At 31.8% G+C, this 26,074-nt stretch carries 24 protein-coding genes; 16 read left to right on the forward strand and 8 right to left on the reverse strand.

Going from position 1 to position 26,074, the window contains the following annotated elements; translation table 11 throughout:
• Nucleotides 1–175 precede the first annotated feature (175 nt).
• Nucleotides 176–763, reverse strand: a complete 588-nt coding sequence (locus ACQY6M_RS12460; RefSeq protein WP_428742213.1) for a 2OG-Fe(II) oxygenase — start codon at nt 761–763, stop codon at nt 176–178.
• A gap of 230 nt (nt 764–993) precedes the next feature.
• On the opposite strand from ACQY6M_RS12460, the gene nadC reads away from it, so the two are divergent.
• The 12 genes from nadC to ACQY6M_RS12520 all read left to right on the forward strand — a co-directional run bounded on the left by nadC (nt 994) and on the right by ACQY6M_RS12520 (nt 16,489).
• Nucleotides 994–1,854, forward strand: a complete 861-nt coding sequence (gene nadC / locus ACQY6M_RS12465) for a carboxylating nicotinate-nucleotide diphosphorylase (RefSeq protein ID WP_428742214.1) — start codon at nt 994–996, stop codon at nt 1,852–1,854.
• A gap of 82 nt (nt 1,855–1,936) precedes the next feature.
• Nucleotides 1,937–4,039 (forward strand): M3 family metallopeptidase, encoded by a 2,103-nt coding sequence (locus ACQY6M_RS12470; protein WP_428742215.1) that lies wholly within the window; start codon nt 1,937–1,939, stop codon nt 4,037–4,039.
• Nucleotides 4,040–4,609: a pentapeptide repeat-containing protein gene (locus ACQY6M_RS12475; RefSeq protein ID WP_428742216.1), complete on the forward strand. Its 570-nt coding sequence runs from the start codon at nt 4,040–4,042 to the stop codon at nt 4,607–4,609.
• A 39-nt stretch (nt 4,610–4,648) separates the two neighbouring features.
• The gene (locus tag ACQY6M_RS12480) at nt 4,649–5,026 is read left to right on the forward strand and encodes a four helix bundle protein (protein ID WP_428742217.1); all 378 of its coding nucleotides are present in this window, start codon (nt 4,649–4,651) and stop codon (nt 5,024–5,026) included.
• A 32-nt stretch (nt 5,027–5,058) separates the two neighbouring features.
• Nucleotides 5,059–5,994 (forward strand): YihY/virulence factor BrkB family protein, encoded by a 936-nt coding sequence (locus ACQY6M_RS12485; protein WP_428742218.1) that lies wholly within the window; start codon nt 5,059–5,061, stop codon nt 5,992–5,994.
• Between the two features lie 112 nt (nt 5,995–6,106).
• A complete protein-coding gene (gene hisS, locus ACQY6M_RS12490) occupies nt 6,107–7,471 on the forward strand; it encodes a histidine--tRNA ligase (RefSeq protein ID WP_428742219.1) in 1,365 nt (454 codons plus the stop codon).
• A 46-nt stretch (nt 7,472–7,517) separates the two neighbouring features.
• A complete protein-coding gene (gene folE, locus ACQY6M_RS12495; protein ID WP_428742220.1) occupies nt 7,518–8,210 on the forward strand; it encodes a GTP cyclohydrolase I FolE in 693 nt (230 codons plus the stop codon).
• Nucleotides 8,211–8,527: 317 nt separating this feature from the next.
• The gene (locus tag ACQY6M_RS12500; protein WP_428742221.1) at nt 8,528–11,377 is read left to right on the forward strand and encodes a TonB-dependent receptor; all 2,850 of its coding nucleotides are present in this window, start codon (nt 8,528–8,530) and stop codon (nt 11,375–11,377) included.
• A 75-nt stretch (nt 11,378–11,452) separates the two neighbouring features.
• A complete protein-coding gene (locus ACQY6M_RS12505; RefSeq protein WP_428742222.1) occupies nt 11,453–12,712 on the forward strand; it encodes a DUF5690 family protein in 1,260 nt (419 codons plus the stop codon).
• Entirely contained in the window at nt 12,705–13,856 is a 1,152-nt protein-coding gene (locus ACQY6M_RS12510) for a TIGR03364 family FAD-dependent oxidoreductase (protein WP_428742223.1), read from the forward strand. Before ACQY6M_RS12505 ends, ACQY6M_RS12510 begins: the two co-directional genes overlap by 8 nt.
• Before the next feature lie 9 nt (nt 13,857–13,865).
• Nucleotides 13,866–14,531, forward strand: a complete 666-nt coding sequence (locus ACQY6M_RS12515) for a phosphonatase-like hydrolase (RefSeq protein ID WP_428742224.1) — start codon at nt 13,866–13,868, stop codon at nt 14,529–14,531.
• A 143-nt stretch (nt 14,532–14,674) separates the two neighbouring features.
• On the forward strand, nt 14,675–16,489 hold the full coding sequence (locus ACQY6M_RS12520) for a hemopexin repeat-containing protein (RefSeq protein WP_428742225.1): 1,815 nt from the start codon (nt 14,675–14,677) through the stop codon (nt 16,487–16,489).
• Between the two features lie 36 nt (nt 16,490–16,525).
• On the opposite strand, the gene ACQY6M_RS12525 is transcribed toward ACQY6M_RS12520, so the two are convergent.
• The 5 genes from ACQY6M_RS12525 to mtaB all read right to left on the reverse strand — a co-directional run bounded on the left by ACQY6M_RS12525 (nt 16,526) and on the right by mtaB (nt 20,950).
• Nucleotides 16,526–17,101 (reverse strand): helix-turn-helix domain-containing protein, encoded by a 576-nt coding sequence (locus tag ACQY6M_RS12525; RefSeq protein ID WP_428742226.1) that lies wholly within the window; start codon nt 17,099–17,101, stop codon nt 16,526–16,528.
• Between the two features lie 139 nt (nt 17,102–17,240).
• Nucleotides 17,241–18,143: a lytic transglycosylase domain-containing protein gene (locus tag ACQY6M_RS12530; protein ID WP_428742227.1), complete on the reverse strand. Its 903-nt coding sequence runs from the start codon at nt 18,141–18,143 to the stop codon at nt 17,241–17,243.
• Between the two features lie 35 nt (nt 18,144–18,178).
• A complete protein-coding gene (locus ACQY6M_RS12535; RefSeq protein WP_428742228.1) occupies nt 18,179–18,844 on the reverse strand; it encodes an alpha/beta hydrolase in 666 nt (221 codons plus the stop codon).
• Entirely contained in the window at nt 18,844–19,578 is a 735-nt protein-coding gene (locus tag ACQY6M_RS12540; protein ID WP_428742229.1) for a DUF6438 domain-containing protein, read from the reverse strand. The genes ACQY6M_RS12535 and ACQY6M_RS12540 overlap by 1 nt, the downstream gene beginning before the upstream one ends.
• Nucleotides 19,579–19,615: 37 nt before the next feature.
• The gene (gene mtaB, locus ACQY6M_RS12545; protein WP_428742230.1) at nt 19,616–20,950 is read right to left on the reverse strand and encodes a tRNA (N(6)-L-threonylcarbamoyladenosine(37)-C(2))-methylthiotransferase MtaB; all 1,335 of its coding nucleotides are present in this window, start codon (nt 20,948–20,950) and stop codon (nt 19,616–19,618) included.
• A gap of 127 nt (nt 20,951–21,077) precedes the next feature.
• Here mtaB and ACQY6M_RS12550 point away from each other — a divergent pair, with 127 nt between their 5' ends.
• The 4 genes from ACQY6M_RS12550 (at nt 21,078) to ACQY6M_RS12565 (ending at nt 24,373) form a co-directional block, all read left to right on the forward strand.
• Nucleotides 21,078–21,578 (forward strand): GNAT family N-acetyltransferase, encoded by a 501-nt coding sequence (locus tag ACQY6M_RS12550; protein ID WP_428742231.1) that lies wholly within the window; start codon nt 21,078–21,080, stop codon nt 21,576–21,578.
• Between the two features lie 85 nt (nt 21,579–21,663).
• On the forward strand, nt 21,664–22,176 hold the full coding sequence (locus tag ACQY6M_RS12555; protein WP_428742232.1) for a DUF4442 domain-containing protein: 513 nt from the start codon (nt 21,664–21,666) through the stop codon (nt 22,174–22,176).
• Nucleotides 22,139–23,764 (forward strand): ABC transporter substrate-binding protein, encoded by a 1,626-nt coding sequence (locus ACQY6M_RS12560; RefSeq protein ID WP_428742527.1) that lies wholly within the window; start codon nt 22,139–22,141, stop codon nt 23,762–23,764. The genes ACQY6M_RS12555 and ACQY6M_RS12560 overlap by 38 nt, the downstream gene beginning before the upstream one ends.
• A gap of 243 nt (nt 23,765–24,007) precedes the next feature.
• Entirely contained in the window at nt 24,008–24,373 is a 366-nt protein-coding gene (locus tag ACQY6M_RS12565; protein WP_428742233.1) for a hypothetical protein, read from the forward strand.
• A gap of 112 nt (nt 24,374–24,485) precedes the next feature.
• Here ACQY6M_RS12565 and ACQY6M_RS12570 read toward each other — a convergent pair whose 3' ends face one another.
• Nucleotides 24,486–25,220 (reverse strand): YggS family pyridoxal phosphate-dependent enzyme, encoded by a 735-nt coding sequence (locus ACQY6M_RS12570; protein ID WP_428742234.1) that lies wholly within the window; start codon nt 25,218–25,220, stop codon nt 24,486–24,488.
• The gene (locus ACQY6M_RS12575) at nt 25,213–25,938 is read right to left on the reverse strand and encodes an AAA family ATPase (RefSeq protein WP_428742235.1); all 726 of its coding nucleotides are present in this window, start codon (nt 25,936–25,938) and stop codon (nt 25,213–25,215) included. The genes ACQY6M_RS12570 and ACQY6M_RS12575 overlap by 8 nt, the downstream gene beginning before the upstream one ends.
• Between the last annotated feature and the right edge of the window lie 136 nt (nt 25,939–26,074).

Consider the following 26,074-nt stretch of genomic DNA (forward strand, 5'->3'; position numbering starts at 1 on the left):
AAAAAAATGTGATATCATAAAGTGTAGCAATTTTTATATGCTATCAAATATATTAAAACCAGTACTTTATCAAAAGTAAAGTTATTAACGAGTGTTAATTAATTATACAATTTTCACGAAGCTAATACAAAGCATGTATACATTCTTACGGAATCCCATAAGCTCCCTTAACAAGTTACCTATACGGAGGACCCGCAACCCAACCTACAATAGATTTACGAACTCCTTTGGTAATAGGAGTTACGCGATGCATTACAAATGAAGGGAAAACAATGATGGTACCTTTTTCTCTGGGAGCATTTACAATTTTTTGATTTAGCATAAATTGTAAATCACCGCCTTCATATTCATCAGGGTCAGATAACTGCATGGAAATACTCAGTTTTCTATCAGAAATTTCTCCCGCTCCAAAATCTAAATGCCAGTCAAAGAAATCTCCTTCAGTATAGCTAGCCAATTGTAAATTGTTGTGAAACCCCAATAAATCAAACCAATACCGTTCGTTATTACATTGCATAGCCAAACCAGCTAATCGGTTATATATCCATTCGTTTTCTGGGTTGTTTTCAATAAACATCACAGCACTCTTTCGAAGTTCATCATCATAGGTGTCGGCTCCGCTAAGAGTTGCTTTAATTTTTTGGTTATCGTCCCATAGATTGAGGATTCTTTCTGTTTCATGCGGAAGAAATAGTCCGTTGTAGTATACAAATTCTACAAAATTATTTTTTAAAGGAAGACCAAATGGATAGTTTATCGCCATAATGTATGATTAGTTGTAAGTCAAGAAAAAGGATGTTTTTCTATAGTTTTTTGATAGCAAAATATAAAAAATTAAAGAATATGCTTAAAAGTTTTCCGTAAGAGCAAGTATTTTAATCAAGAGTGTCAAATTTTTAGTAAAGAAACGGTGAAAATTATCAGAATAATAAGGAGTGAACTCAAAACGGAGAACTAAAAATAATTGTATTTTTACCTCAATAATTCAATACTATGATTTCACAAGAACAATTTAATAAAGAGTTAGATTTAATTATAGCAAATGCTATTAGAGAAGATATAGGAGATGGCGATCACACATCATTATCATGCATTCCTGTCGATGCAAAAGGGAAAGCAAAATTGTTGGTAAAAGACAAAGGGGTAATAGCTGGAGTAGAGTTTGCTAAAATGGTGTTTAATTATGTGGATGCTGATTTAGAAGTAGAAACTTTAATCAATGATGGTGAAGCAGTGAAGTATGGAGATATTGTTTTATATGTTTCAGGAAAATCACAATCTATTTTAATGGCAGAGCGTTTGGTATTAAACGCAATGCAACGTATGAGTGCCATTGCTACCAAAACAAAGTTCTTTGCCGATTTGTTAGAAGGCACCAAAACCAAAGTATTAGATACTCGTAAAACTACTCCAGGAATTCGTGCTTTAGAAAAGTGGGCAGTAAAAATTGGAGGAGGAGAAAACCACCGATTTGCTTTATACGATATGGTAATGATTAAAGATAACCATATTGATTTTGCTGGTGGGATAACTCAAGCAATCACAAAAACTAAAAAGTATTTAGCTGAAAAAGGATTGGATATTAAAATTATTGTTGAAGCTAGAAGTTTAGAAGAAATTGAAGAGATTTTGCAGAACGAAGGAGTGTACCGTATTCTAATAGATAACTTTAATTATGAAGATACGCGCAAAGCAGTTGAGTTGATTGGTGATAAATGTTTAACAGAATCTTCGGGAGGAATTAACGAAGAAACGATCAGAAAATATGCTGAATGTGGCGTTGACTTTATTTCGTCAGGGGCGTTAACGCATTCGGTATACAATATGGACTTAAGCCTAAAAGCTGTTGATTAATTAAAAATCGTCATTACGAGTGAAGCGAAGTAATCTTAATGAATAATTACTATCACTTTGTTTAAATACTAAAAACAAACCCATGAAAAAACAACTATTACTCATAGCAACCATAGTGTTAGCGATGTCATGTAAAACAGAAGAATCTAAAAAAGAAAGCGATACAAACATGATAGAAAATCCTTTGCTAGTAAAAAGTACTATAGATTATGGTGCACCAGATTTCACCAAAATTAAGAACGAACATTTTATGCCTGCCATTTTAAAAGGTATGGAAGTTCAAAATGAGGCAATAGCTAAGATTGTGGCTAACACAGAAGCTCCTACATTTGAAAATACTGTTTTAGCGCTTGAAGAAAGTTCTAAAACATTAGATAATGTAACTTCAGTTTTTTACGCATTAGCAGGAGCACATACAAATGATGTAATTAAAGATAATCAAAAAGAGCTAGCGCCTAAATTTTCAAAGCATACCGATGAAATTTTACTAAACACGAAGTTGTTTGAAAGAATAAAAGCTGTTCATGATAATTTAGAAAATTTAGAGTTAGATGCAGAATCTAAACACTTAGTAAAAGAGTATTACAAAAACTTTGTAAAAGCAGGAGCTAATTTATCAGAAGAAAAGAAAACTGAGCTAAAAGAAATCAATGCTGAATTGGCTAGTTTATCTAACGATTTTGGTAAAATGTTGTTAGATGCTAGTAAAAAAGGCGGATTAACAATTACGGATAAAGAGCAATTAAAAGGGCTTTCGGAAGATAAAATTAAAGGCTTAGAAAAAGATGGGAAGTATGAAATTCAGTTGATAAATACTACGCAACAACCTTTATTACAAACGTTAGAAAATAGAGAGGTTCGTAAAGAATTATTTGAGAAATCTATTCATAGAACAGATGCAGGTGAGTACAATACCAGTGATTTAGTAAAGAAAATGGTGTTGTTACGTGCTAAAAAAGCAAACATTTTAGGGTTTGATAATTATGCTAGTTGGAGTTTACAAGGAACTATGGCAGCTACACCAGATAAAGTTTTTGAAATGTTCAACGGATTGATTCCAGGTTCATTAGAAAAAGTAGCAGCAGAAACTAAAGAAATTCAGGCAGAAATAGCAAAAGAAGGTAATAATTTTAAATTAGCTCCATACGATTGGAATCACTTTGCAGAAAAAGTGCGTAAATCAAAATACAATTTGAACGAAGATGAAGTAAAACAGTATTTTGAATTGACCAATGTGTTAGAAAAAGGAGTATTTTATGCTGCTACCAAATTATACGGAATTACATTTAAAAAACGCACAGATATACCAACATATCATCCAGATGTAGTTGTGTACGAAATTTTTGAAGAGGACGGTAGTAAATTAGGATTGTTCTATGGAGATTATTTTGCGAGAGATAGTAAAAGAGGTGGAGCATGGATGGATGCTTTTGTAAAACAATCGAAGCTTAGAGGGCAAAAACCTGTAATTTATAATGTTTGTAACTACGCAAAACCAGCAGAAGGAGAACCAGCATTAATCAGTTTTGATAATGTTGAAACAATGTTTCATGAGTTTGGACATGCATTACACGGTTTATTTGGAAATCAACATTACGCGTCAATTTCAGGAACCAGTACAGCAAGAGATTTTGTAGAGTTTCCATCGCAATTCAATGAAAACTGGGCAACCTATCCTGAAGTTTTAAATAATTATGCATTGCACCACAAAACAGGAGAAGTAATTCCTGATGAATTATTGCAAAAAATTAAAAATGCAGGAACTTTCAATCAAGGGTATTCAATTATCGAAAACTTATGTTCTTCTAATTTAGATATGCAATGGCACACGATTGCTGCTGATACAACTATTGACGATGTTGCTAAGTTTGAAGAAGAGGCGTTAGCAAAAATGAAGTTAAAGATTGAAGAAGTTCCACCAAGATACCGTTCAACATATTTTGCACATATTTTTAGTGGAGGGTATGCCGCTGGATATTACTCGTATTTATGGACAGAAATGTTAAGTCACGATGCATACGATTGGTTTAAAAACAATGGATTATTGACAAGAGAAAACGGACAAAAGTTTAGAGAGCAGATTTTATCAAAAGGAAATACGATGGATTATGCTGAAATGTATCGAATTTTTGCAGGACATGATCCAAAAGCCGAACCAATGCTAAAAGCAAGAGGGTTACAATAAATGGTTGATTTTTTTGATAGTGAAGAATTTACTAAAGTAGATTTTACCAAAACAAAACTCAAAAAAGGAGAATATGATAGCTGTACGTTCGAGAATTGCAATTTCGAGAACGTACATGCTTCTAACATTCAGTTTTTAGAATGTGAATTTATCAATTGTAATTTTAGTAATACAGCTGTAAACGAAACTTCATTTAAAGAGTGTGTTTTTAGTAAGTGTAAAATGGTTGGCGTTAAGTTTCATGAGTGCAATAGTTTCTTGTTACAAATGAGTTTTAGTAACTGCCTGTTAAACCTATCTTCTTTTTATCAATTAAGAATACCCAATACAAAATTTGTAAATTGTAATTTGCAAGAAGTAGATTTTACCGAAACTGATATTCAAAAAAGTATTTTTCAAGATTGCGATTTAAAAGGAGCAATTTTTGATCAAACCAACATAGAAAAAGTAGATTTTAGAAGCGCTACTAATTTTGTGATTAATCCAGAAAGTAATAAAATTCAAAAAGCTAAATTTTCACAAGAGAATATTCTGGGATTATTACAGAAATATGATATTGTGGTGGAGTAAGCTTCTAAGAGGCAGAGTAGCAAAGTGAAAAAGTGAAAAATGAAAGAGAAAACGAGTATAAAAACATTCAGAGACTTGTTGGTTTGGCAAAAATCAATGGTTTTTGTAACAGAAGTTTATAAAATTTCTAATGACTTTCCTAAAGAAGAAGTTTTTGGATTGACATCTCAAATAAGAAGATGCGCGGTTTCAATACCTAGTAATATTTCAGAAGGATATGGGAGACAAAGTTTAGGAGATTTTATTCGTTTTTTAAATATAGGAATAGCTTCTTTGTTTGAATTACAAACGCAACTTGAAATTTCTCTAAACTTAGAGTATATTTCAAATGAATCTTTTACTAAACTCTATGAACAATCAAGAGAAATAGAAAGAATGTTATCAAGTCTCATAAGAAAGTTAAAAGAAAAACGATGAATTCCTCTTTGTAACTTTGCAACTAAAAGAATATGACAAAGCATATAGAAGAAAGTCTTGAAAAAATTCCAGTAGTTAACTGGCTAGTAGCCTTTGGAAAGAAGATTAAAATTCCTGGGCTAGAAGGAATGTCTTTGTATGATGTGCTTGAAATGTATGTTATAGGTATTGTAAAAGGAGCGCTAACTACAAGAGCCGGAGGAATCGCTTTCAGTTTTTTTATGGCAATTTTTCCTTTTCTGCTATTTATTTTAACGTTGATTCCATACATCCCAATAGAAGGATTTCAAGAAGGCTTACTTTCATTAATGCAAGAAGCGTTGCCTCCCAAAACCTTTGAAGCAGTTGATTTTGTAATTAAAGATATCATCAACAATCAATATGGAGGCTTGTTGTCTTTTGGTTTTTTAGCATCCATTTTTTTAATGACGAATGGAGTGAATGCTATTTTTGGAGGTTTTGAATATTCATATCATGTAAAGGAAATAAGAAGTGTGTTTAGAGCATATATCGTTTCCTTAGGAGTTTCATTGCTAATGTCACTTTTCTTAATTATCACGGTTGCATTGATAATTTTTTATCAAATAGCACTAACAAAAATTCATAAAATAGGTTGGTTAAATACGGGAGATCTTGATTTGTTTTACTACGGAAGAGGCTTTTTGTTTTTAGTAATGATTTTTACCATTGTATCGCTACTTTTTAGGTATGGAACCAAACAGGGGAAAGAAGTGAAATTCTTTTCTCCAGGAGCTATTTTAACGACAGTAGTATCCATGTTTACTTTTTACTTATTTGGAATTTATGTAGTGAAGTTTGCAAAATATAATCAACTATACGGATCAATAGGAACCTTACTTGTTTTAATGTTGTTCGTTTGGTTGAATGCAATTATTTTACTGTTAGGTTTTGAATTAAATGCTTCTATTTATCGTTTAAAACGTAAAAATAAAGCTAGAGCCAAATAATATTTTTCTTCATATTTTTCGGATATTTGCAGGTTCAAAGGAACAATAAACAGTTGTTAGTTTTTACTAATAAACTGATGATTGGTAATTGATAAATGATAACAAAAGAAATATGAAGCTAGGAATCCCAAAAGGTACAAGAGATTTTTCATCAACAGAAGTAGCAAAAAGAAACTATATTTTCAATACAATTAAACATTCGTTTGAAAATTTTGGATTTCAACCTATCGAAACACCAAGTTTTGAAAATTCTTCAACACTAATGGGTAAGTATGGAGAAGAAGGGGATCGCTTGATTTTTAAAATTTTGAATTCAGGTGATTATTTGAAAAAAGTAGATGAAGGATTACTTTCAGAGAAAGATAGTCAAAAGGTAACTTCAAAAATTTCAGAAAAAGCTTTACGTTATGATTTAACAGTGCCATTTGCACGTTATGTAGTGCAACATCAAAACGAAATTACGTTTCCTTTTAAACGTTACCAAATTCAACCTGTTTGGAGAGCGGATCGTCCACAAAAAGGGCGTTTCCGTGAGTTTTACCAATGTGATGCCGATGTGGTAGGAAGTACTTCATTATGGCAAGAAGTAGAGTTTGTACAATTATACGATGCTGTTTTTAGTAAGTTAAGACTTAATGGTACGACTATCAAAATCAACAACCGAAAGATATTATCTGGAATAGTCGAAGTTATAGGAGCTTCAGATAAGTTAATTGATTTTACGGTGGCTTTAGATAAGTTAGATAAAATAGGAAAAGAAGGGGTAGTAAACGAAATGTTGTCTAAAGGAATATCAGAAGAAGCCATTGAAAAAGTAGAACCGTTGTTTAATTTTTCAGGAAGCAATCAAGATAAATTAGCTTCTTTAGAAAATATGTTACAAGAATCTAAAGAAGGTTTACAAGGAGTAGCGGATTTAAAAACGGTAGTTGATCGAGTTGAAGCATTAGGTTTAGACTCAGCTACCTTAGAAATAGATGTAACCTTAGCGCGTGGACTGAATTATTATACAGGAGCGATATATGAAGTGGGAGCACCTGAAGGTGTGAAAATGGGCTCTATCGGAGGAGGAGGTCGTTATGACGATTTGACAGGTATTTTTGGTTTAAAAGATGTTTCAGGTGTAGGAATTTCTTTCGGATTAGATAGAATTTACTTGGTAATGGAAGAATTAGGTTTATTTGAGGCAGTCGAATTACCAAAACCGAAAGTATTGTTTTTGAATTTTGACGAAAATGAAGGTTTAGAAAAAGTCAAAATGATTAAAACGCTACGTAATAATGACATAAAAACAGAAATGTATCCAGATGTTGCTACAAGTAATAATCAACAAAAAAAGCAATGGAAATATGCCATAAATAGAGAAATTGAATTTGTTGTGACAGCGGTAGAAAATGGTACGCTTGTTGTAAAAGATATGAAGGCAGGAGAGCAAACTACCTGTTCTTTAGATGAATTGATAAATAAAGTGCAGTAAATTACAAACAATGTTGTAAATTTGCACCCATTAATTTTTGATAGCAATGTTTGAAGTGAACAGCAAAAAAATGAATAACGATAGCAAGGACGAAATAGGAGAGAACCACATTGGTACATCAGCAAAAACACCTTTAAGAGCTGATGCTTTTGATATTTCTGACAAGGAGAAGATAGAAAAGATTCAAGAGAATGTTAAAGAGATTCTTGAAACTTTAGGAATGGATTTGAATGATGATAGTTTAAGCGGAACTCCTAAAAGAGTTGCAAAAGCTTTCGTTAGCGAATTGTTTATGGGGTTAAATCCTAAAAATCAACCAGAACCATCTACATTTGAAAATACTTATAAGTACGGAGAAATGTTAGTTGAAAAGAACATTATTGTATATTCAACTTGTGAGCATCACTTATTACCAATTATTGGTAGAGCACATGTAGCGTACATTTCTAACGGTAAGGTAATAGGGCTTTCAAAAATGAACCGTATTGTAGAGTACTATGCAAAGCGTCCACAGGTACAAGAGCGTTTAACTATGCAAGTAGTACAAGCAATGCAAGAAGCTTTAGGAACTGAAGATGTGGCATGTGTTATTGATGCAAAACACTTATGTGTAAATTCTCGCGGAATTAAAGATATCGAGAGTAGTACAGTTACTGCAGAGTTTGGTGGAGCATTTAAAAACAAAGAAACCAAACGTGAATTCTTAGACTACATTAAACTGAATACAGATTTTCATTAGAGAATATAAATTCATAGATAAATACTAAAAAAGCTCATTCGAAAGAATGAGCTTTTTTAGTATTAGTAAAAATTATAAAAAGAAAACTCTCGACTAACATTGAGAGTTTTTTGTATTATCTATATCTAAAACAGTTTTTAACAGTTTGAAAAACAGTGTAATTTACGTTAAGTTAAAATTTCTCCTTTCGTATTAACAATTTTGTTACGCTAAAATAGCAATTCGTAAAAGTTTTCTTAATATTTGAAAGTTTACAAATAGTAAAAAAAATTAGTGATTTGCAATGTTAATTTTTAATAATTGTAAATAATAGATCAATGAATAATTTTAAACTTTTACTAAGTTCACTATTTCTTCTTTTTACATGTAGTGCAGCTTTAGGTCAGGGGGCTACTATTGTTGGAATAGTAAATGATGGAAATTATCCTTTGCCTGGGGCTAGTGTTATGGTATCAGGAACAGCAAAGGGGGTGAATACAGATTTTGATGGAAACTTCATTTTGTCAAATGTTAAAAATGGTGTAGTAACTTTAGAGATATCTTACATCGGTTTTGAAACAAAAACAGTTTCTGTAAATACTAACTTTAAGAAAAACGTAGGTATAATTACATTACTGCCATCTAATCAAAATTTAGAGGAAGTTATTATTACTTCTTCAGGAAGAAGAAACAGTGAAGCAAGAGCATTAAGCATTCAAAAGAAATCAATGAGTATTATGAATGTGATTGCTGCTGATGGAATCGGGAAGTTACCAGATAGAAATGCGGCAGAGACAGTACAACGTATTCAAGGATTGTCTATTGAAAGAGATCAAGGAGAAGGACGTTTTGTGTCTGTTCGTGGATTACCGCCATTTTGGGCTTCTACAACAATTAACGGAAATCGTATTCCTACAGCAGAAGAAGAAACAACTTCTCGTGCTACTGCTTTTGATTTCTTTCCTTCTGATTTAATTTCTTATGTACAAGCAGCGAAAGCATATACACCAGATATGGAAGCTGATGGTATTGGTGGAGGTGTAAACTTTATTACGCAAACAGCACCAACAAAAAGAATTTTAAATGTGAATGTGGGTGGAGGTTATAACGAAAAATCTGGAGAACCTATATACAATGCGTCATTAACTTTTGGAGATAGAAGTAAAGACGGAAAATTAGGGTTCATTATAAATGGTTCTTATTGGAATAGAAACTGGGGTACAGATAATTTTGAAGCGAGAAGAAAAGGAGACGAAGGAGTATTTAGAATGGAGCTAAGAGATTATAATGGAGTAAGAGTTACTAAAGGGTTAAACGGAGCAATGGAATACAATTTTACACCAGAGCATAAAATGTATTTCAGAGGAGTATATGGAACATTGTCAGATACAGAAACTCACTATAAACACAGAGTGCGTTTTGATAAGTTTGATTCAGCAACAAGTACAGCCAGAGTAGAGTTACAAAATATATACAACGAGTTAATTACCGAAATGATTGGTGGTGAAATTGGAGGAAGACATGTTGTAGGTAATGGTAAATTTGATTGGAGTATTGCTAATTATAACAATGAGTTTAGGTATGGAGGAATTCCAACGGAACAAGATAAAAGTTACTATGTAGTAAAGTTTAAACAAGATGGAGTAGGAATAAAACCTGAGTACTTACAGAATAGACCTGAAGCAGATGGAGGAGCAGGGGATGATAGAGCATATTGGAAAGCAGATGGAGGATTGTTGGATTATAACGATACGGATGCTTTATTTGGATTTTTTAGTGATTCTTCATTTAAAATGGATGCTACTCAAATGTCATTTGCTGATTTAGAATTGTATAAAATATCAATTAAAGAACGAGATAATATTGTAGCATCTTTAAACTATGAGTACACATTTAATGATAACTTTAAAATAAAAGTAGGTACAAAATTTAGGGACAAAGACCGTAGAGCTAAGTTTGAAGATTTATTTTACGGTTGGTCGGGTGCAGCAGCAACTCCAGTTTTATCGGACTATTCTCAATACATTATTGAACAACCAGGAAGAGCAGATTACTTAAAAGAAATAGGATCAAATATCCAGTCTACCTTTGGTCCAGTACTATCTAGACAAGGAATGGTGAATTTCTGGAAAAACAACAAAAATAATTTAAGTGTTGTTGAAGGAGATTCAGAAATGTTGAAAAACGGAGGAGGTTTAGGAAGAAACTTTAATGTAGATGAAACCCATTTATCATTCTATGGAATGGGAACTTTAAAACTTTCAGATGAATTAACAGTATTAGGAGGTTTACGAGCAACAAAAACAGAAACTGAAGTAAACGGATACGTTTGGGATGCAGATTTAAGTCAGTTGAATGCAGTGAGAAATGTAAAAGATTATTGGGCGGTGTTACCTATGTTGCATGTAAAATACTCTCCAAAAGCAGATTTAAATATTCGTTTTGCTGCAACAAGAAGCTTTTCAAGACCAAACTTTGGAGATATCGCTCCAGGAGGTACTTTTATCTCATTCGATAATGAGTTTAAAGGAGGAAACCCAAACTTAAATCCTACATTTTCATGGAATTTTGATTTACTAGGAGAATATTACTTTAAAAACGTAGGAGTAGTAAATGCGGGAATTTTCTACAAGTCGATTACAGATCCAGTATTCAACGATACCTATCAAGGTACTTATAATGGAAATGCAGGAGTAGAATTTAGTACGCCAGTAAATGGAGCTGATGCTTGGATTGGTGGTATAGAGTTAGGAATTAACAAACGATTTGATTTCTTACCTGGATTCTTACAGTATTTCGGAACTCAATTAAATGCAACGTTTATGGATTCTGAAATGACAAAACCAAGTGGAAGAAAAGTGTCAATTCCATATCAAGCAAACACCTTATTTAATGCACAGTTATTCTTCGAAAAAGGAGGGTTTAATACACGATTAGCCTACAACCACAAAGGAAGCTATGCAATTGGGTTTGGAGAAAGAGATATCGATGATATTTACTACGGAAAATACAATACACTAGATTTTTCAGCATCATATCAAATAGGAAAAAACTGGACCATTTTTACCGATGTAAATAACATATTAAATAATCCCCTAATCTACCATTACGGTAAAACTGAAGACCGTCCTAAACAAGTAGAATTCTACGGAATTAAAGGAAGTATAGGTGTAAAGTATAATCTGTAATGAACTTGTTTTCTGTTTATAAATGCAATGTAGGCTCTCATTTTTATGAGGGCTTGCATTATTAAAAAGATTTGTATGAATTTAAGGTTTATAACAAGAGCTTCTATAGCAGCTTTCGGTACCTACTTTTGTATGTATGCTTTTCGAAAGCCATTTACGGTAGCAACTTTTGCGAATGAAAGTTTTTGGGGAATTGATTACAAGATTCTTTTGATAATAGCCCAAGTAGTGGGGTATACACTATCAAAATTTATAGGAATTAAAGTCATTTCAGAAATGAAATCAGGGAAGAGAATGTTAGCTTTAATTTGTTTTATTCTTTTTGCTGAATTAAGTCTGTTAGGTTTTGCTATAACTCCAGCACCTTATAATATTTTATTTCTGTTTTTAAATGGTTTACCCTTAGGAATGATCTGGGGAATTGTATTTTCTTATTTGGAAGGAAGAAAAGCTACAGAGCTATTAGGAGTAATCTTGTCGTCGAGTTTTATCGTTTCTTCTGGAGCTGTAAAATCAGTTGGAAAAATAGTATTAGATAGCTTTGGATTTAATGAATATTGGATGCCTTTTATAACAGGGCTGTTTTTTATAATTCCGTTGATGTTTTTTGCCTGGTTACTAGAAAAATTACCAGCACCAACAAAAGAAGAAACAGAATTAAAAGTTTTACGTAAACCATTAGATTCAGCAGGAAGGAAAAAATTATTTAAAGAATTTTCAGTACCCTTGATTCTTATCATTTTCTTTTTTATGCTGCTTACAGCATTAAGAGATTTTAGAGACAATTTTGCTCGTGAAATATGGGATGCCTTAGGCTATAAAGATGCCTCTATTTATAGTGTTTCTGAAATTCCAATAGCGATAGTAGTATTAATTATTTTAGGATTTATAGGAAGCATTAGCAAAAACTACAAAGCATTTGTTTACTATCATTATGTGCTGTTTGTTTCTTGTTTAGCAGTAATTATCAGTACTTATTTATTTCAATATGATGAAATTTCAGCATTGAGTTGGATGATTATTTCTGGTTTAGGTTTATACAGTTGTTATGTTCCTTTCAACGGAATATTTTTCGACCGTATGATTGCTACTTTTAAAATAAACGGAAATGTAGGATTCTTAATTTATATAGCTGATGCTTTTGGTTATTTGGGTAGTATCCTAATTCTTTTATATAAAAACTTTGGAAAAGGAGAGATTTCTTGGTTAAGCTTTTTTACCTACGCACTTTACATCTTAGCATTTATAGGAATATTTATTACGCTATATAGCTTTTACTTTTTTAGAGTTAAAAAAAACAAAGAACAAAAAATAAATCAATTTGTATATGAATAATAAATATGACCTTATTGTTGTTGGTGGAGGAGTTTTAGGAACTTTTCATGCATATCATGCAGCAAAAAAAGGGTTGTCAGTAGCTATTTTAGAAAAAGATAGCAAACCACAAGGAGCTACAGTTCGCAATTTCGGACAAGTAGTGCCTTCAGGTATGAATCAAAAATGGCAAAACTACGGAAGAGAAAGTTTAGCTATTTATAAAAGCATTCAAGAACAATTTGATGTTTCTATACGTCAAAATGGAACCATATATATTGCTTCAAACGAAGAAGAAGTTCAGTTAATAGAAGAGCTACATCACATTAATAAAAACAACAGCTACAAGTCACAACTATTAACCAAAGAACAATGCTTAGATAAGTATGCTGGCTTGCGAAGTGACTACTGTAAAGCAGGGTTGTTTTTTCCTGAAGAAGTAACTGTGGAGCCTAGAGTCATGATTCTTCGTTTACATGAGTTCATGAAAAAAGAATTGAACGTAACAATACACTATAATACTAACGTGATTGCTACAAATAATGTTAACGGTGGTGTATCAGTGTTAACATCAAATTCCGAAGAATTATTGGCGTCAAAAGTAATCATCTGCAACGGAAGTGATTTTAAGACACTGTATCCGTCAATATATAATGAAAGTGATTTAATAGTATCTAAGCTACAAATGATGCAAACAAAACCACAGAAGAATTACCAATTAGACGGATCTATTTTAACAGGATTGACTATTAGAAGATATGAAGCTTTTGAAGAATGTGCTTCATGGAATGCGATAAAATCAAAAGAAGATCCGAATTCGTTTGAGAAAAAATACGGAGTACATATTTTATTTAAGCAAGCGACAGATGGTTCCGTAATTTTAGGAGACTCACACGAATATGCAACGGCAAAAAATATAGACGATCTTGGATTTGATTCGAATGATGATATTGATAATTTCATGATCCAAGAAGCCCAAAAAATTATCGATTTACCAACGTATGAAATTCAACATCGTTGGGCAGGTTTTTATAGTCAATGTAAAACCAAAGATCTTTTCGAATATTCGGTAGGAGAAAATATACACATTGTAACAGGAATTGGAGGGAAAGGAATGACAGGTAGTGCTGGATTTTCAAAAGAGAGTATAAATAAATTATTTTAATCAAGATAGATGTTAGAGAATATTAAAATGGTTGTTTTTGATATGGCAGGAACAACAGTAGATGAGCAAAATGTTGTGTATAAAACACTACATAAAGCATTAAATGTATACGGAGTTGAAGTTGATTTGAATACCGTTTTAAGAATTGGGGCAGGAAAAGAAAAACATCAGGCTATAAAAGATGTTTTAGCAGAATTTAAACCAAATAAATTGAGTGAATCTGAACCCATATTTGAAGCGTTTAAAAAAATGTTGGATGAAGCTTATGAAACTTTAGAAGTTAAACCTGTTAAAGGAGTAGAAAGAGTGCTACTCAATTTAAGACAAAAAGGAATTATAGTAGTTTTAAATACGGGATATAATAGGCAAGTAGCAGAAAAATTGCTAGAGAAATTGATGTGGGATAAGAATGTGCATTATGATATGCTGGTAACAGCTTCGGATGTAGAGAAAGGACGCCCACACCCAGAGATGATACAAAAAGCGATGAAAGCATTTGATATTACTGATTCTACCGTTGTTTTAAAGGCAGGAGATTCAGCTATTGATATTGAAGAAGGAAAAAATGCGAATTGTGGTGTCACAATAGGGGTTTTATCAGGAGCACAAACAAGAGAGCAACTTGAAGAGCAAAATCCAAATTATATTTTGTTGTCTTTAAATGAGTTAGTTTAATAAAATGTAAATGATATGTTTGCTAAATATGTACTTAATGTTAGCTAATTTATCTTTGTATTAAGACTAGAAAACAAATTTTAAAAAGTTTACTAATAGTGTATTTTTGGTAAATAAATTAACTATTAGTAAACTTTTTTTAAATGAAAACCAATTATTTAGTAAAGCTAAGCGCTTTAATTTTACTGTTCGCATTGTCGAGCTGTCAAGAGAACAATTTGGATGAAGTATCCAAAAAACAAGGAAATCAAGAACTGAAGAAAAAATCACTCTTAAAGAAAAAAGTACTCGTTGTAGGCTTTGATGGAGTACAGTTTGAAAAAATTTCCGAAACACCAACTCCAAATTTAGATAAGCTTACTTTAGTGAAGGCTTATGCAGGAGGAATCGATAATACCTCTTCTGAACAAAAAACAAGTAGTGGACCGGGGTGGTCAACTATTTTAACGGGTGTTTGGGTAAACAAACACGGAGTTACAGACAACAGCACTTCGCATATTTCGAAAGCGAAAAGTGTTTTTCAATTAATTAAAGAATCAAATCCTACTTTAAAAACAGCTAGTGTTGTTACTTGGGGACCTATCCATGATTTTTTTAGAGATCAATTAAACTACATAGATTACCACACGAATAGTGGGGGAGATGAGAACACAGTTACTGGAGCAATACATGCAATTAACAACGAAAATTCAGATTTTGTTTTTGCACATATTGATAATGTAGACGAAGTTGGGCATGCATTAGGTTTTGGAACTTCTTATAACAATGCTATAACAAAAGCTGATGAACAATTTGGAAGAATTGTAGCTGAGGTTGAAAAGAGAACAAATGAAGATTGGTTAATAATGGTGGTAACCGATCACGGAAGAGGTATTGGAGGATATAGTCATGGAGGACAAACAACTCAAGAAAAAACAATTTTTGTAGGTATGAATAAGAGTGGAAACGAAGAGTTTAATTCATATGTTTCTAATACTCCAAATCAAGATTTTAGTGGGATATACGGTAATGTTGCACAAACTGCAATAGTTCCTTCAATTTTAACTCACTTAAATGTATCAATTCAAAAAGAATGGCAATTAAATAGTACTTCATTAGTAGGGAATGTAGGAGTTAGAAAAGTAATGATGCAAAACTCAAATACCATTTATTGGAATTCAAATTCTTCTAACGATGTAGAAATTTATAAAAATGATTCTTTTGTAGCTTCAGCTCCAGCCTTACAAGGGTATTTTACGGACGGAAGTAGTTCAGAAGGAGGTGTTAATTATACAATTTTACTAAACGGACAAACAGGTTCCGTAGCTTTTAATAACTCTAAAATTATTGCTGGTTTAGATTGGAATGATTTAACAGATAATAGAGCTTATTTTTTCAGAAGTGACAACAATTATGTGCGTTATAATAAGTTGCTTGATAAGGCTGATGATGGTTATCCTAAAGAGGTAAATAATAGCACATGGCCAGGGTTAGGAGCTTATAAAGATTTGATAAGTGCAGCTTTTAAATGGCATAATCATAAAGGGTATTTCTTTTTAAAAGATGGAAGGTACTTGCGATATGATATGAATAACGATTCTGTAGATCCAGGGTATCCAGTTGATATTACGAATGGCAATTGGTTAGGGTTAGAATCGTATAAAAACAAAATCGTAGCTGCTTTTAAATGGGATAATAGCAAAGTATATTTCTTTTTAAATGACGGAACTTATATACGATACAGTATAACTAATGATTCTGTAGATTCTGGGTATCCAGCTACTATAAATAATAGTACTTGGCCAGGGTTGGGAGATTATGCAACAAAAATTACTGCAGCTGTAGATTGGGATTTAACTTATTGTTACTTTTTCTTAGATGACAATAGATATATTAAGTACAATAAGTCAACAGATAGTGCTGTTTCTGGTTATCCAAAAGAGATAAATAGTAGTACTTGGCCAGGGCTTAATAACTAAAATTGTAAGTTAAGTAGGGTGTTTAAAACACCCTACTTAATTATTTTCAGAATAAAAATATAGTACCAACATGGTACATGGCGTTTGAGTTCGATTAACTGGCACATGAGGAAGCCTTCCATCAAAATACAAAGAATCGCCTTCTTTAACGGTAACTTCAACATTCTCTATTACATAAGTACACTCACCATTAATAATGTATTTAAATTCCCAAGCATCGGTAGTAACTTTTTCTCTTTTTGAGTTGGGAGATATTGTAAGTAAAACAGCTTCAAAACCAACCGCATTTAAATTCTTTCCAAAAATTTGGCGGTAGGTAAAACCTTCGGCTTCTACTTCTTTTTCTATTAATTGCTGTTCTTCTTTTTTAATATGAATATATTTTGAGCCCGCTTTTTTTTCAACTCCTTCAAAAAAAGTACTGGCATCTATTTCTAAGGCAGATATAATTTCTAACAGAACAGGTAAAGAAGGAATGGTTCTACCATTTTCTATTCTAGAGATTAAACCATTACTAACGTTAGCATTTGTAGCTAATGTATTAATGGTAATGTTTTGTTTTTTTCTAATTTCTTTAATTCGTTTTCCTATTCCGATTAAAAAATTATCCATAAATGACTATTGGGGTTTCTTAACATTTAATACTCGAAAGAATATTTGTTTTTAGTTGTACTACAACTTAAGAAAACTCTACATTTCTTTCTTCAATATAAAAATACCAATGTTGAATAAGAGAAGCAAAGTTTTATCATTATTGTACAGGAATTTTAATTTCGTACAATTTTCTACTACGATTGTTTAATTTGTTTTCTCTCAACCATGAATTGTGTAGTTTCAAATCTTTGTAAGTAGTACCAAACTTTTTAGCAAATAAAGCAATATCAGTAATGGCTGTATCTACTTTTACTGTATATGTTTCTGGTAAGGTATACAAGTCTTCTTTGTCGTATACGAATCCATATTTATCTGGATTTGAAATGATTTCTTTTAAAGCCAAAACTCTAAACACATATCTTTCAGTTTCATCTGGTAATTTAGCATCATAATAATTTGTTACTCCTTGAGCTGCTAATCTTTTAGAAACACCATAATTTCCTGCATTGTAAGCTGCAGCAGCAAGTGTCCAAGAACCAAAGCGTTCTTTTGATTTTTTTAGATATTCTGCAGCAACCCTAGTTGATTTTTCTATGTCATAACGCTCATCTACATTATCATTAATTTCTAACCCAAACTCTCTACCTGTTTGTTTCATAAAGTGCCACATACCTGCCGCTCCTACTGATGAGGTCTCGTCTATAAACCCACTTTCAGCCAAAGCTAAAAATTTAAAATCGTCAGGTAAACCGTATTTTTTTAATAAAGGTTCTAGTACAGGGAAATATTTATTAGCACGTTTGATTAATAATAACCCGTTTGATTGCCAATAGGTATTAACTAATAGCTCACGATCCATACGTTCTCTTATATCAGGCTTTTCTATTGGAACGCGTTCTCCTGCTAAATTAAGATCTTGGGGTAGTTTTAAAGCTTTAATAACATAGCTTTCGGCTACATTTTTAATAATAGGTTCGTTTGATTTACTTATCGTGTTTGTAAATAAAACTGCTGTAAATACTACTATTACAACAGATAGAAAGCGTACTGACGTATTCATGTTTTTTGTTTTTTGATTGAAGTGAACTGCTCATTTTAATCTATCAATAAGCATTCCTTTTCTAAGATTTTAGAAATAGTTTTTGCTTTATTTAAGATCATTACATGGGTCCCATTTTCAACTTCAATACTGTTTTTAATATATTTTATAGGAAAAACTTCATCTTTTTTTCCGTGTATATGAACTATATTGGCAAGCGGTTCTTTTTGTTGCCAATGTAGTACATTATAAATAGCCCATTGTAGGTACTCTTTGTTTCGTACAGATAAATACATTTTGTATAATTCTGCTCGTTTTTTTAAATAATCATTGAAAAAGTAATGTTCGTAACTTTCAATGTTTGCTATAATTTTTGAAGGGAAAAGTTTATAAGCTTTCGTTATTTGTGCTAGCCTTAAACGTTTTGGGAGTTCTTTGTTGCTTTTAATGCTAGATATGATGATTACTTTTTTACAATTAATAATCTTGCTCATTTCTTGCACCATTATGCCACCAAAAGAAACTCCGACCAATATAGGGTTTTTATGTTGAATTTTTGAGCATAATCGCAACGCATATTCTTGAATAGTCTCATTAATTGATGTAGGCATCAACCAATCTAAAAAATGCAATTCAAATTGTTCTTCTGGTAGAGAGATATGCTCAAATATTTTGGTGTTGGCAGCTAAACCAGGAACAAAATATATGTGAGTTTTTGACATTATTCTATGAGCTTTTTATTTAATAAAATACCTTCTACATATTCGTGTATATCAATAAGCTCATCTGGAATACCATTCCATAAACGAATTTGAATTTGTTTTCCGTTATGAATGATATATGTACTAGGTAAATCTTGTACTTTAGGATTATTGTATACATCTTTAAAGCTTGAAAAATCCTTTTTACTAAGCTTATTATTCAATTCTTTTAGTTGTTCTTCAGAAAGAGTAAACTCATGAATTCCTTTTTCGAGTACATACTCAATTCCGTTATAAATTACATTTCCTTTTTTATCAATGGAAACACTATATCTAGGACAATCTCCAAAACATTGAGTTTTTCTTATGCTGAGTAAGGTATTTTTTTCTTTGTTGATAATATCAGCTAATTTTTCTTCGGTATTGATGTCTACTAATCTGAATTCTCCACTTTCCTGAAGTTTACCAACCCAAAATTCACGTTTCCTTTCAGGAACTTTGATGATTCCTATTTTAGAAGCCTCTGTGTCGTAAGCCATTTTACTCCAAGTTAAACCACTGTTTTTAATAAGGGATTTCACATCGTTAATACTTTTAGCATTTTTAAGTACAACGATTAACTCATTTTGAGTAGCTATAGGTTTAGCAATTTTTTCTTCTTTTATAATTATTTCTTTTTCTTTGGTTTCAGAACTTTTTTTAGGGATACTACAAGAAATTCCTAAAACTAAGAAGGAATATAAAAGATATTTCATAGGTGAATTTTATTGATTTTGTGAACTAGGCAACAAGTTAAGCAATAACTTTAGCATTCACAAAATCAAAACGCACTAAACCATCTTCATCAATTTTAGTCAAGGTAACTTTATGTAGTGTGTTTACCAAGTCTGGATTCCAAGGAGCTTTTACTTTAACGTAATTTTCGGTAAATCCGTGAATGTATCCTTCCTTATTTTCTCCTTCAAATAAAACAGTAAGCGTGTTTCCTAATTGACTTTCGTAGAAAGCTCTACGTTTTTTAACAGACAATCCACGTAACATTTTACTACGTTTTGTACGTACATTTTTAGGTACTACACCATCCATTTCAACCGCTTCTGTATTAGGTCTTTCAGAGTAGGTAAAAACATGTAAATAAGAAATATCTAATTCACTTAGATAATTATAAGTTTCTAAGAACAGTTCATCAGTTTCACCAGGAAATCCAACAATAACATCAACACCAATACAAGCGTTAGGCATTACCTCTTTAATTTTTGTTACTCTATCGGTATAAACTTTACGCAAATAACGACGCTTCATTTTCTTTAAAAGCGTATCGCTTCCCGACTGTAACGGAATATGAAAATGCGGAACAAAGGTGTCTGAGTTAGAAACAAAATCAATAGTTTCATCTTTTAACAAGTTAGGTTCTATTGAAGAGATTCGCAAACGGTGAATTCCTTCAACTTTATCTAATGCTTGAACCAATTCTAAAAAGGTGTGTTCGTGTTTTTTATTTCCGAATTCACCTTTTCCATAATCACCAATATTAACTCCAGTTAATACAATTTCTTTGATTCCTTTTTCTGAAATTTCTTTGGCATTTTTCAATACATTTTCTAAGGTATCACTACGAGAGATTCCGCGAGCTAGTGGAATAGTACAATAAGTACATTTATAATCGCAACCATCTTGTACTTTTAAAAAGGCACGGGTACGATCACCAATAGAATACGAACCTACATAAAAGTCAGCTTCTTCAATTTCGCAAGAATGCACTTCACCAATTTCATTTTTGGTTAAGTCGTTAATGTAGCTAGTTACATTAAATTTTTCAGTAGCTCCTAATACTAAATCAACACCATCAACAGCTGCTAACTCTTCTGGTTTCAATTGTGCATAACATCCAACGCCAATTACAAAAGCGTTTTCGTTTTGTTTTAAGGCAGACTTCACAATGGATTTAAAACGTTTATCAGCATTGTCAGTTACCGAGCACGTATTAATCACATATACATCTGCTTTTTCTTCAAACTCAACACGTTCAAAACCTTCGTTAACAAAGTTTCTTGCAATAGTTGAGGTTTCTGAAAAGTTTAATTTACAACCTAACGTATAAAAAGCTACTTTTTTATCTGCATTCATCTTTTCTCTATCCTAAATAAAAAATAAAAGTCTTGTACAAGTCTTCAATTTTTTAGAAGTTCGTATAGTTTATTTAATCTGCTACTGTTTTTAACAGTTTAAGGTTTGCAAAAGTACGATAATATTCATGATTTTTGAAACTAAAAGACTATTAGTTAGAAAATTAAAACATTCTGATTTAGAGGGGTTTTATGAGTTGGAAAGCAATCCGAAAGTATTACAATACGCTACAGGTGGGCCCAAAAATTTTGAAGAATGTAAAGTAGACCTAGATCAATTGATAAAAAGATATGACGATGTTGCTAATGATTTTTGGATTTATGCAGTAGAGAATAAACAAAGTAATAATTTTATAGGTACCGTTGCATTGGTGAAAGATGAAGATGGAAATGATGAAATAGGTTATCGTTTTATTGAACGTTTTTGGGGTAATGGGTTTGCTTCAGAATTATGCGGAGGATTGATACACTATTGTAAATCAAAGGGAATGAAAAAATTGATAGGCTGTGTCGTGGATGTAAATGTTGCTTCCGCTAAAATATTAGAACGATTCAATTTTGTGGCAATAGAGAAATTTATCAGTGACGATATTGGTTTACCAGAAACAAAATATGAATTGATTTTATGATGGTAGACACCCTAGAACCTCCATATTATACAGTAATTATTACTACAAAACGGAAAGAGACTATGGTTATTAAACAATAATAGGTATGTACGCAACAATTTCTAATTTTTTAAAGAAATACCTTAAACAGAGTACTATTTTTAAGTACGGATTCAATATTTCTCCTATGTATAGAAGATCTACTGGGAGAATAAATTATATTTCTGAAGACTTGTTGGAAGCACAAGTAAAAATCCCTATTACGTATAAGAATAAGAATTATGTAGGATCTATTTTTGGAGGGAGTTTATTTTCTGCTACAGATCCTGTTTTTATGATTCAGTTAATGAATATTCTAGGAAATGACTATGTAGTTTGGGATAAGGAAGCGAGTATAAAATTTAAAAGACCTGTGAAACAAGATGCTTATGTTGATTTTATTTTTTCTGAAGATGAAATAAAACAAATACAAGAACAGGTTAAAGATGAACAAGAAATAGATCTGATTAAAGAGATTAAAATAACCAACAAAGACGAATCTGTTGTTTTTGCTGAAGTATCTAAAACCATTTACATTGCAGATAAAACCTACTATAAAAATAAACGTAAGAAGAAATAAAGTTGTCGCGCTAATAACCTTATTGATTCTTTTTTCATGTACTAAGAAGAAATCAAAATATACAGACAATCAAGTTTTCCGTTACAACGAACATTCAAATATAACTTCTCTTGATCCTGCTTTTGCAAAAGATCAGCGAAATATATGGGGGGTAAATCAGCTGTATAATGGATTGGTGCAATTAGATGATAGTCTGCAAGTAGAACCGTCTATAGCTAAAAGTTGGACAATTTCTGAGGATGGAAAGGTGTACCAATTTGCATTACGTAAAGATGTGCTATTTCATAAACATGTTCTATTTGGAAAAGACTCAACAAGAAATGTTGTAGCAAAAGACTTTGAGTATTCTTTCAATAGGTTGCTAGATAAAAATGTAGCTTCTCCAGGAGGTTGGGTATTACAAAATGTAGCCAATTTTAAAGCTGAAAACGATTCTACTTTTACCATTAATTTAAAGCAACCTTTTCCACCCTTTTTAGGTTTATTGGCAATGAAATATTGTTCGGTAGTTCCTAAAGAAGCAGTAGAATTTTTTGGAAATGAGTTTAGAGCAAACCCGATAGGTACTGGGCCTTTCCATTTTAAATTATGGGTAGAAAACACCAAGTTGATACTACGCAAAAATCCACTGTATTTTGAACGAGATGAAAAAGGAAATTCACTACCATATTTAGAAGCTGTAGCGGTTACTTTTTTACCAGATAAACAAAGTGAATTTTTACAGTTTGTACAAGGAAATATTGATTTTATGAAGAGTTTAGACGCTTCGTATAAAGATGATATTTTAAATACTGATGGAACATTAAAAGAGAAATATGCAGATAAGATACGCATGCAAACAGGTGCGTATTTAAATACAGAATATTTAGGGATTTATCTGGATGGAGAAGAAGAGTTTCCTACAAAATCAAAACTCATTAGACAAGCAATCAATTATGGTTTTGATCGCGTGAAAATGATTACTTTTTTGCGAAATGGTATTGGTACGCCTGCTACGAATGGATTTATTCCGAAAGGATTACCATCTTTTAATAATCAACAAGGATATTCATATCAACCAGAGAAGGCAAAAGCTTTAGTATCGCAATACAAAGAGGAAACAGGAATTTTAGACCCACAAATAACAATCACGACAAATAGTAATTATTTGGATTTATGTGAGTTCATTCAAAGAGAATTACAAAAAATAGGCTTGCAAACTAAAGTAGATGTAATACCACCATCAACTTTACGTCAAGGTAAGGCGAGTGGTAAGCTTCCTGTTTTTAGAGCGAGTTGGATAGCTGATTATCCAGATGCTGAAAATTATGTGTCGTTATTTTACAGTAAAAACTTTACTCCTAACGGACCTAATTACACACATTTTAAAAACAAGCTTTTTGATGCTTTGTACGAGCAATCTATCAAAGAAATTGATGTGTTAAAGCGTCGAAAACTCTATCAACAAATGGATAGTATCATTATTGAAGAAGCTCCTGTAGTTCCGTTATACTACGATGAAGTTATTCGATTCACTCAAAAAAATGTACAAGGTTTAGGTATCAATCCTATTGATTTGTTGGATTTGAGGAGGGTGAAGAAAAATTAAAATACCTAAATATTTTTATTGTAGTAATCTTTAGAGAGTTTTTAAATGTTGACTGTTAGTGTTTTATGTTGTTTTTTTAGGTATTGATTCCTTAATATAACTCGTTTATGGTATTTTACGAGTTTTATGCTGTTAGTTTTATGAACTTTGATAGGCAGGTGGAAAAAGAATATTCTTTTTTTCTGTCTAGGCGAAATCCGAAAAGCCTTTAGTAAACAGAGTAGGAAAATAAAACTAACTATTATGGGATTTTATGGTAAACAACCGGTGAACCCGGAAAAATGCTCAGCCGTTTATATTTGGACAGGACTTGGTACTCCTGGATTTTTCAGTGTTTATGTTGAAGGAGAAGCTCAAAATTATTCATATGGATTTGATTTAGTTCGTGATGCTCATTTTGTAGGTGGATTAAAAGTAGATTCTATGGGATGGACAGGACCTTTAGGTAAAGGAACTACCCCATATAAAGAATCAGGAAGTTTTCAAGGAGTTTATAGAAGCGAAATTGTTGTTTCTGGATCCAACGGAAATTTTAGAATACCAGTAAGAGAAATTCCTCACGATCAAGTCGAGAAATACATTAAGTCTAGAGAATTAGAAAAAGTGTAAAGCTTGTCGATAGCTAACCTACTTATCCTAACAGATGAAATCTTTTCTGTATTTCAAGTTAAATTTCATCTGTTAGTTTATTTTTACTAAACTCAAAAAGAATAGCAAAAAACTATATACTGTTTTTTGATTCGTTCCAATAGTAACTATCTGGATATATTCGTTCTCCAAAAATAGCAGTTCCAACTCGGACAATAGTAGCACCTTCTTCAATGGCAATTTCTAAATCACCACTTATTCCCATAGAAAGTTCATTCATTTCTACATTAGGAATTTGAAGAGCTTTGATTTCTTCTTGAAGTTGCTTTAAAAGTTGAAAACATTTTCGAATTTCAGTTGATTCTGAACTTAATAATCCAATCGTCATTAACCCTTTGATATGAATATTTTTAAATTCAGATATCTTTTTTACTAATTCGATAGTTTCCTCTGGTTTTGCTCCAAACTTACTTTCTTCAAAAGATGTGTTTACTTGAATATATATATCAATTTCTTTTTCTTCAAAAGTTAAACGTTGATATAACTTTTCAGCTATGGAAAATCGATCGATAGATTCTATACAACTGGCCCATTTAAGTACCTCTTTAATTTTATTACTTTGTAAATGACCAATAAAATGAACTTCTGGTTTTTGTTCCTTTACAGCATCACATTTTTGTTTTAACTCTTGAACTTTATTTTCACCAATGAGTGTCTCTCCTTGAGCAAGGGCAAAGTTAATTTTGTCAGAGGTTACAGTTTTGGTAGCTAATAATAAACGAACATCTTTTGGATTTCTGTTGGCTTTTTCACAAGCGAATTTTATACGCTGATGAATAATGTTTAAGTTATTTTGAATATTATCCATTTTGTAGTTGACTATTCAGTTCTTCTTTTTCTATAATTTTGTTTTTTAAAGTTCTGTATGTGATGTCTTTTGCTTCAGCATAAGAGATTCCATAAATAGGATTTAGATCTCTAAACTCCTCAGGAAATTCTTGTAACAAAGCTTGATAATAAATGTCTAAATCAGCATCACTAGGAGCTTCAAACTGTAGCTTTAATTGAAAGCGTCTTAACAAAGCAGCATCAATAACACTAGAGTAATTGGTTGCAGCTATTAATAAAACATCGTTTGGTAATTGATCTATTAATTGGATAACAGTATTGACCAAACGTTTCATCTCAGCAGAATCTTTACTGTCATAATCACGGGCTTTACCTATGTAGTCAAATTCATCTAAAAATAACACAGCGCTTTCTCGCGTTGCTTTTTTAAAAACATCAGAAATATTTTTAGCAGTTTCACCAAGTTTAGATGAAACAATACTCCCCAAATTCAAGGTGATTATTTTCTTGTTTAATGTTTTTGCAATGGCTTTTGCTGTAGTTGTCTTTCCACATCCAGTATGCCCAAATAGTAATAATTTATTGTCAACAGGAAGTTTATATGAATTTAAAACGGCCACATGTTTAAACTCTTTTAATAGCTGATTTAGAGCCTTCTTGTTTTCACTGCTCAAGTGAATTTCATGTAATTCAATAGTAGTTTCTCTCGATTGAATTACAAAATCGTGTATAGCCATTTTTGTTATTTGTAATTTAAAAACAAATATACTAAGCGTAGGTTACAGCATGAAAGGTATTATTGTTTTTAACAATAATATTAATCTAGAATAAAATTTGTACTAAGTATTTGCTAAAGAAAAAACTTCTGTAATT

This window comes from Tenacibaculum sp. (assembly GCF_050290165.1).
Lineage (GTDB): Bacteria > Bacteroidota > Bacteroidia > Flavobacteriales > Flavobacteriaceae > Polaribacter.

What these genes read in the sequence shown, in the direction of transcription:
- ACQY6M_RS12460 (WP_428742213.1), bottom strand. Translation starts at nt 763, where the DNA reads ATGGCGATAAACTATCCATTTGGTCTTCCTTTAAAAAATAATTTTGTA.
- nadC (WP_428742214.1), top strand. Translation starts at nt 994, where the DNA reads ATGATTTCACAAGAACAATTTAATAAAGAGTTAGATTTAATTATAGCA.
- ACQY6M_RS12470 (WP_428742215.1), top strand. Translation starts at nt 1,937, where the DNA reads ATGAAAAAACAACTATTACTCATAGCAACCATAGTGTTAGCGATGTCA.
- ACQY6M_RS12475 (WP_428742216.1), top strand. Translation starts at nt 4,040, where the DNA reads ATGGTTGATTTTTTTGATAGTGAAGAATTTACTAAAGTAGATTTTACC.
- ACQY6M_RS12480 (WP_428742217.1), top strand. Translation starts at nt 4,649, where the DNA reads ATGAAAGAGAAAACGAGTATAAAAACATTCAGAGACTTGTTGGTTTGG.
- ACQY6M_RS12485 (WP_428742218.1), top strand. Translation starts at nt 5,059, where the DNA reads ATGACAAAGCATATAGAAGAAAGTCTTGAAAAAATTCCAGTAGTTAAC.
- hisS (WP_428742219.1), top strand. Translation starts at nt 6,107, where the DNA reads ATGAAGCTAGGAATCCCAAAAGGTACAAGAGATTTTTCATCAACAGAA.
- folE (WP_428742220.1), top strand. Translation starts at nt 7,518, where the DNA reads ATGTTTGAAGTGAACAGCAAAAAAATGAATAACGATAGCAAGGACGAA.
- ACQY6M_RS12500 (WP_428742221.1), top strand. Translation starts at nt 8,528, where the DNA reads ATGAATAATTTTAAACTTTTACTAAGTTCACTATTTCTTCTTTTTACA.
- ACQY6M_RS12505 (WP_428742222.1), top strand. Translation starts at nt 11,453, where the DNA reads ATGAATTTAAGGTTTATAACAAGAGCTTCTATAGCAGCTTTCGGTACC.
- ACQY6M_RS12510 (WP_428742223.1), top strand. Translation starts at nt 12,705, where the DNA reads ATGAATAATAAATATGACCTTATTGTTGTTGGTGGAGGAGTTTTAGGA.
- ACQY6M_RS12515 (WP_428742224.1), top strand. Translation starts at nt 13,866, where the DNA reads ATGTTAGAGAATATTAAAATGGTTGTTTTTGATATGGCAGGAACAACA.
- ACQY6M_RS12520 (WP_428742225.1), top strand. Translation starts at nt 14,675, where the DNA reads ATGAAAACCAATTATTTAGTAAAGCTAAGCGCTTTAATTTTACTGTTC.
- ACQY6M_RS12525 (WP_428742226.1), bottom strand. Translation starts at nt 17,101, where the DNA reads ATGGATAATTTTTTAATCGGAATAGGAAAACGAATTAAAGAAATTAGA.
- ACQY6M_RS12530 (WP_428742227.1), bottom strand. Translation starts at nt 18,143, where the DNA reads ATGAATACGTCAGTACGCTTTCTATCTGTTGTAATAGTAGTATTTACA.
- ACQY6M_RS12535 (WP_428742228.1), bottom strand. Translation starts at nt 18,844, where the DNA reads ATGTCAAAAACTCACATATATTTTGTTCCTGGTTTAGCTGCCAACACC.
- ACQY6M_RS12540 (WP_428742229.1), bottom strand. Translation starts at nt 19,578, where the DNA reads ATGAAATATCTTTTATATTCCTTCTTAGTTTTAGGAATTTCTTGTAGT.
- mtaB (WP_428742230.1), bottom strand. Translation starts at nt 20,950, where the DNA reads ATGAATGCAGATAAAAAAGTAGCTTTTTATACGTTAGGTTGTAAATTA.
- ACQY6M_RS12550 (WP_428742231.1), top strand. Translation starts at nt 21,078, where the DNA reads ATGATTTTTGAAACTAAAAGACTATTAGTTAGAAAATTAAAACATTCT.
- ACQY6M_RS12555 (WP_428742232.1), top strand. Translation starts at nt 21,664, where the DNA reads ATGTACGCAACAATTTCTAATTTTTTAAAGAAATACCTTAAACAGAGT.
- ACQY6M_RS12565 (WP_428742233.1), top strand. Translation starts at nt 24,008, where the DNA reads ATGGGATTTTATGGTAAACAACCGGTGAACCCGGAAAAATGCTCAGCC.
- ACQY6M_RS12570 (WP_428742234.1), bottom strand. Translation starts at nt 25,220, where the DNA reads ATGGATAATATTCAAAATAACTTAAACATTATTCATCAGCGTATAAAA.
- ACQY6M_RS12575 (WP_428742235.1), bottom strand. Translation starts at nt 25,938, where the DNA reads ATGGCTATACACGATTTTGTAATTCAATCGAGAGAAACTACTATTGAA.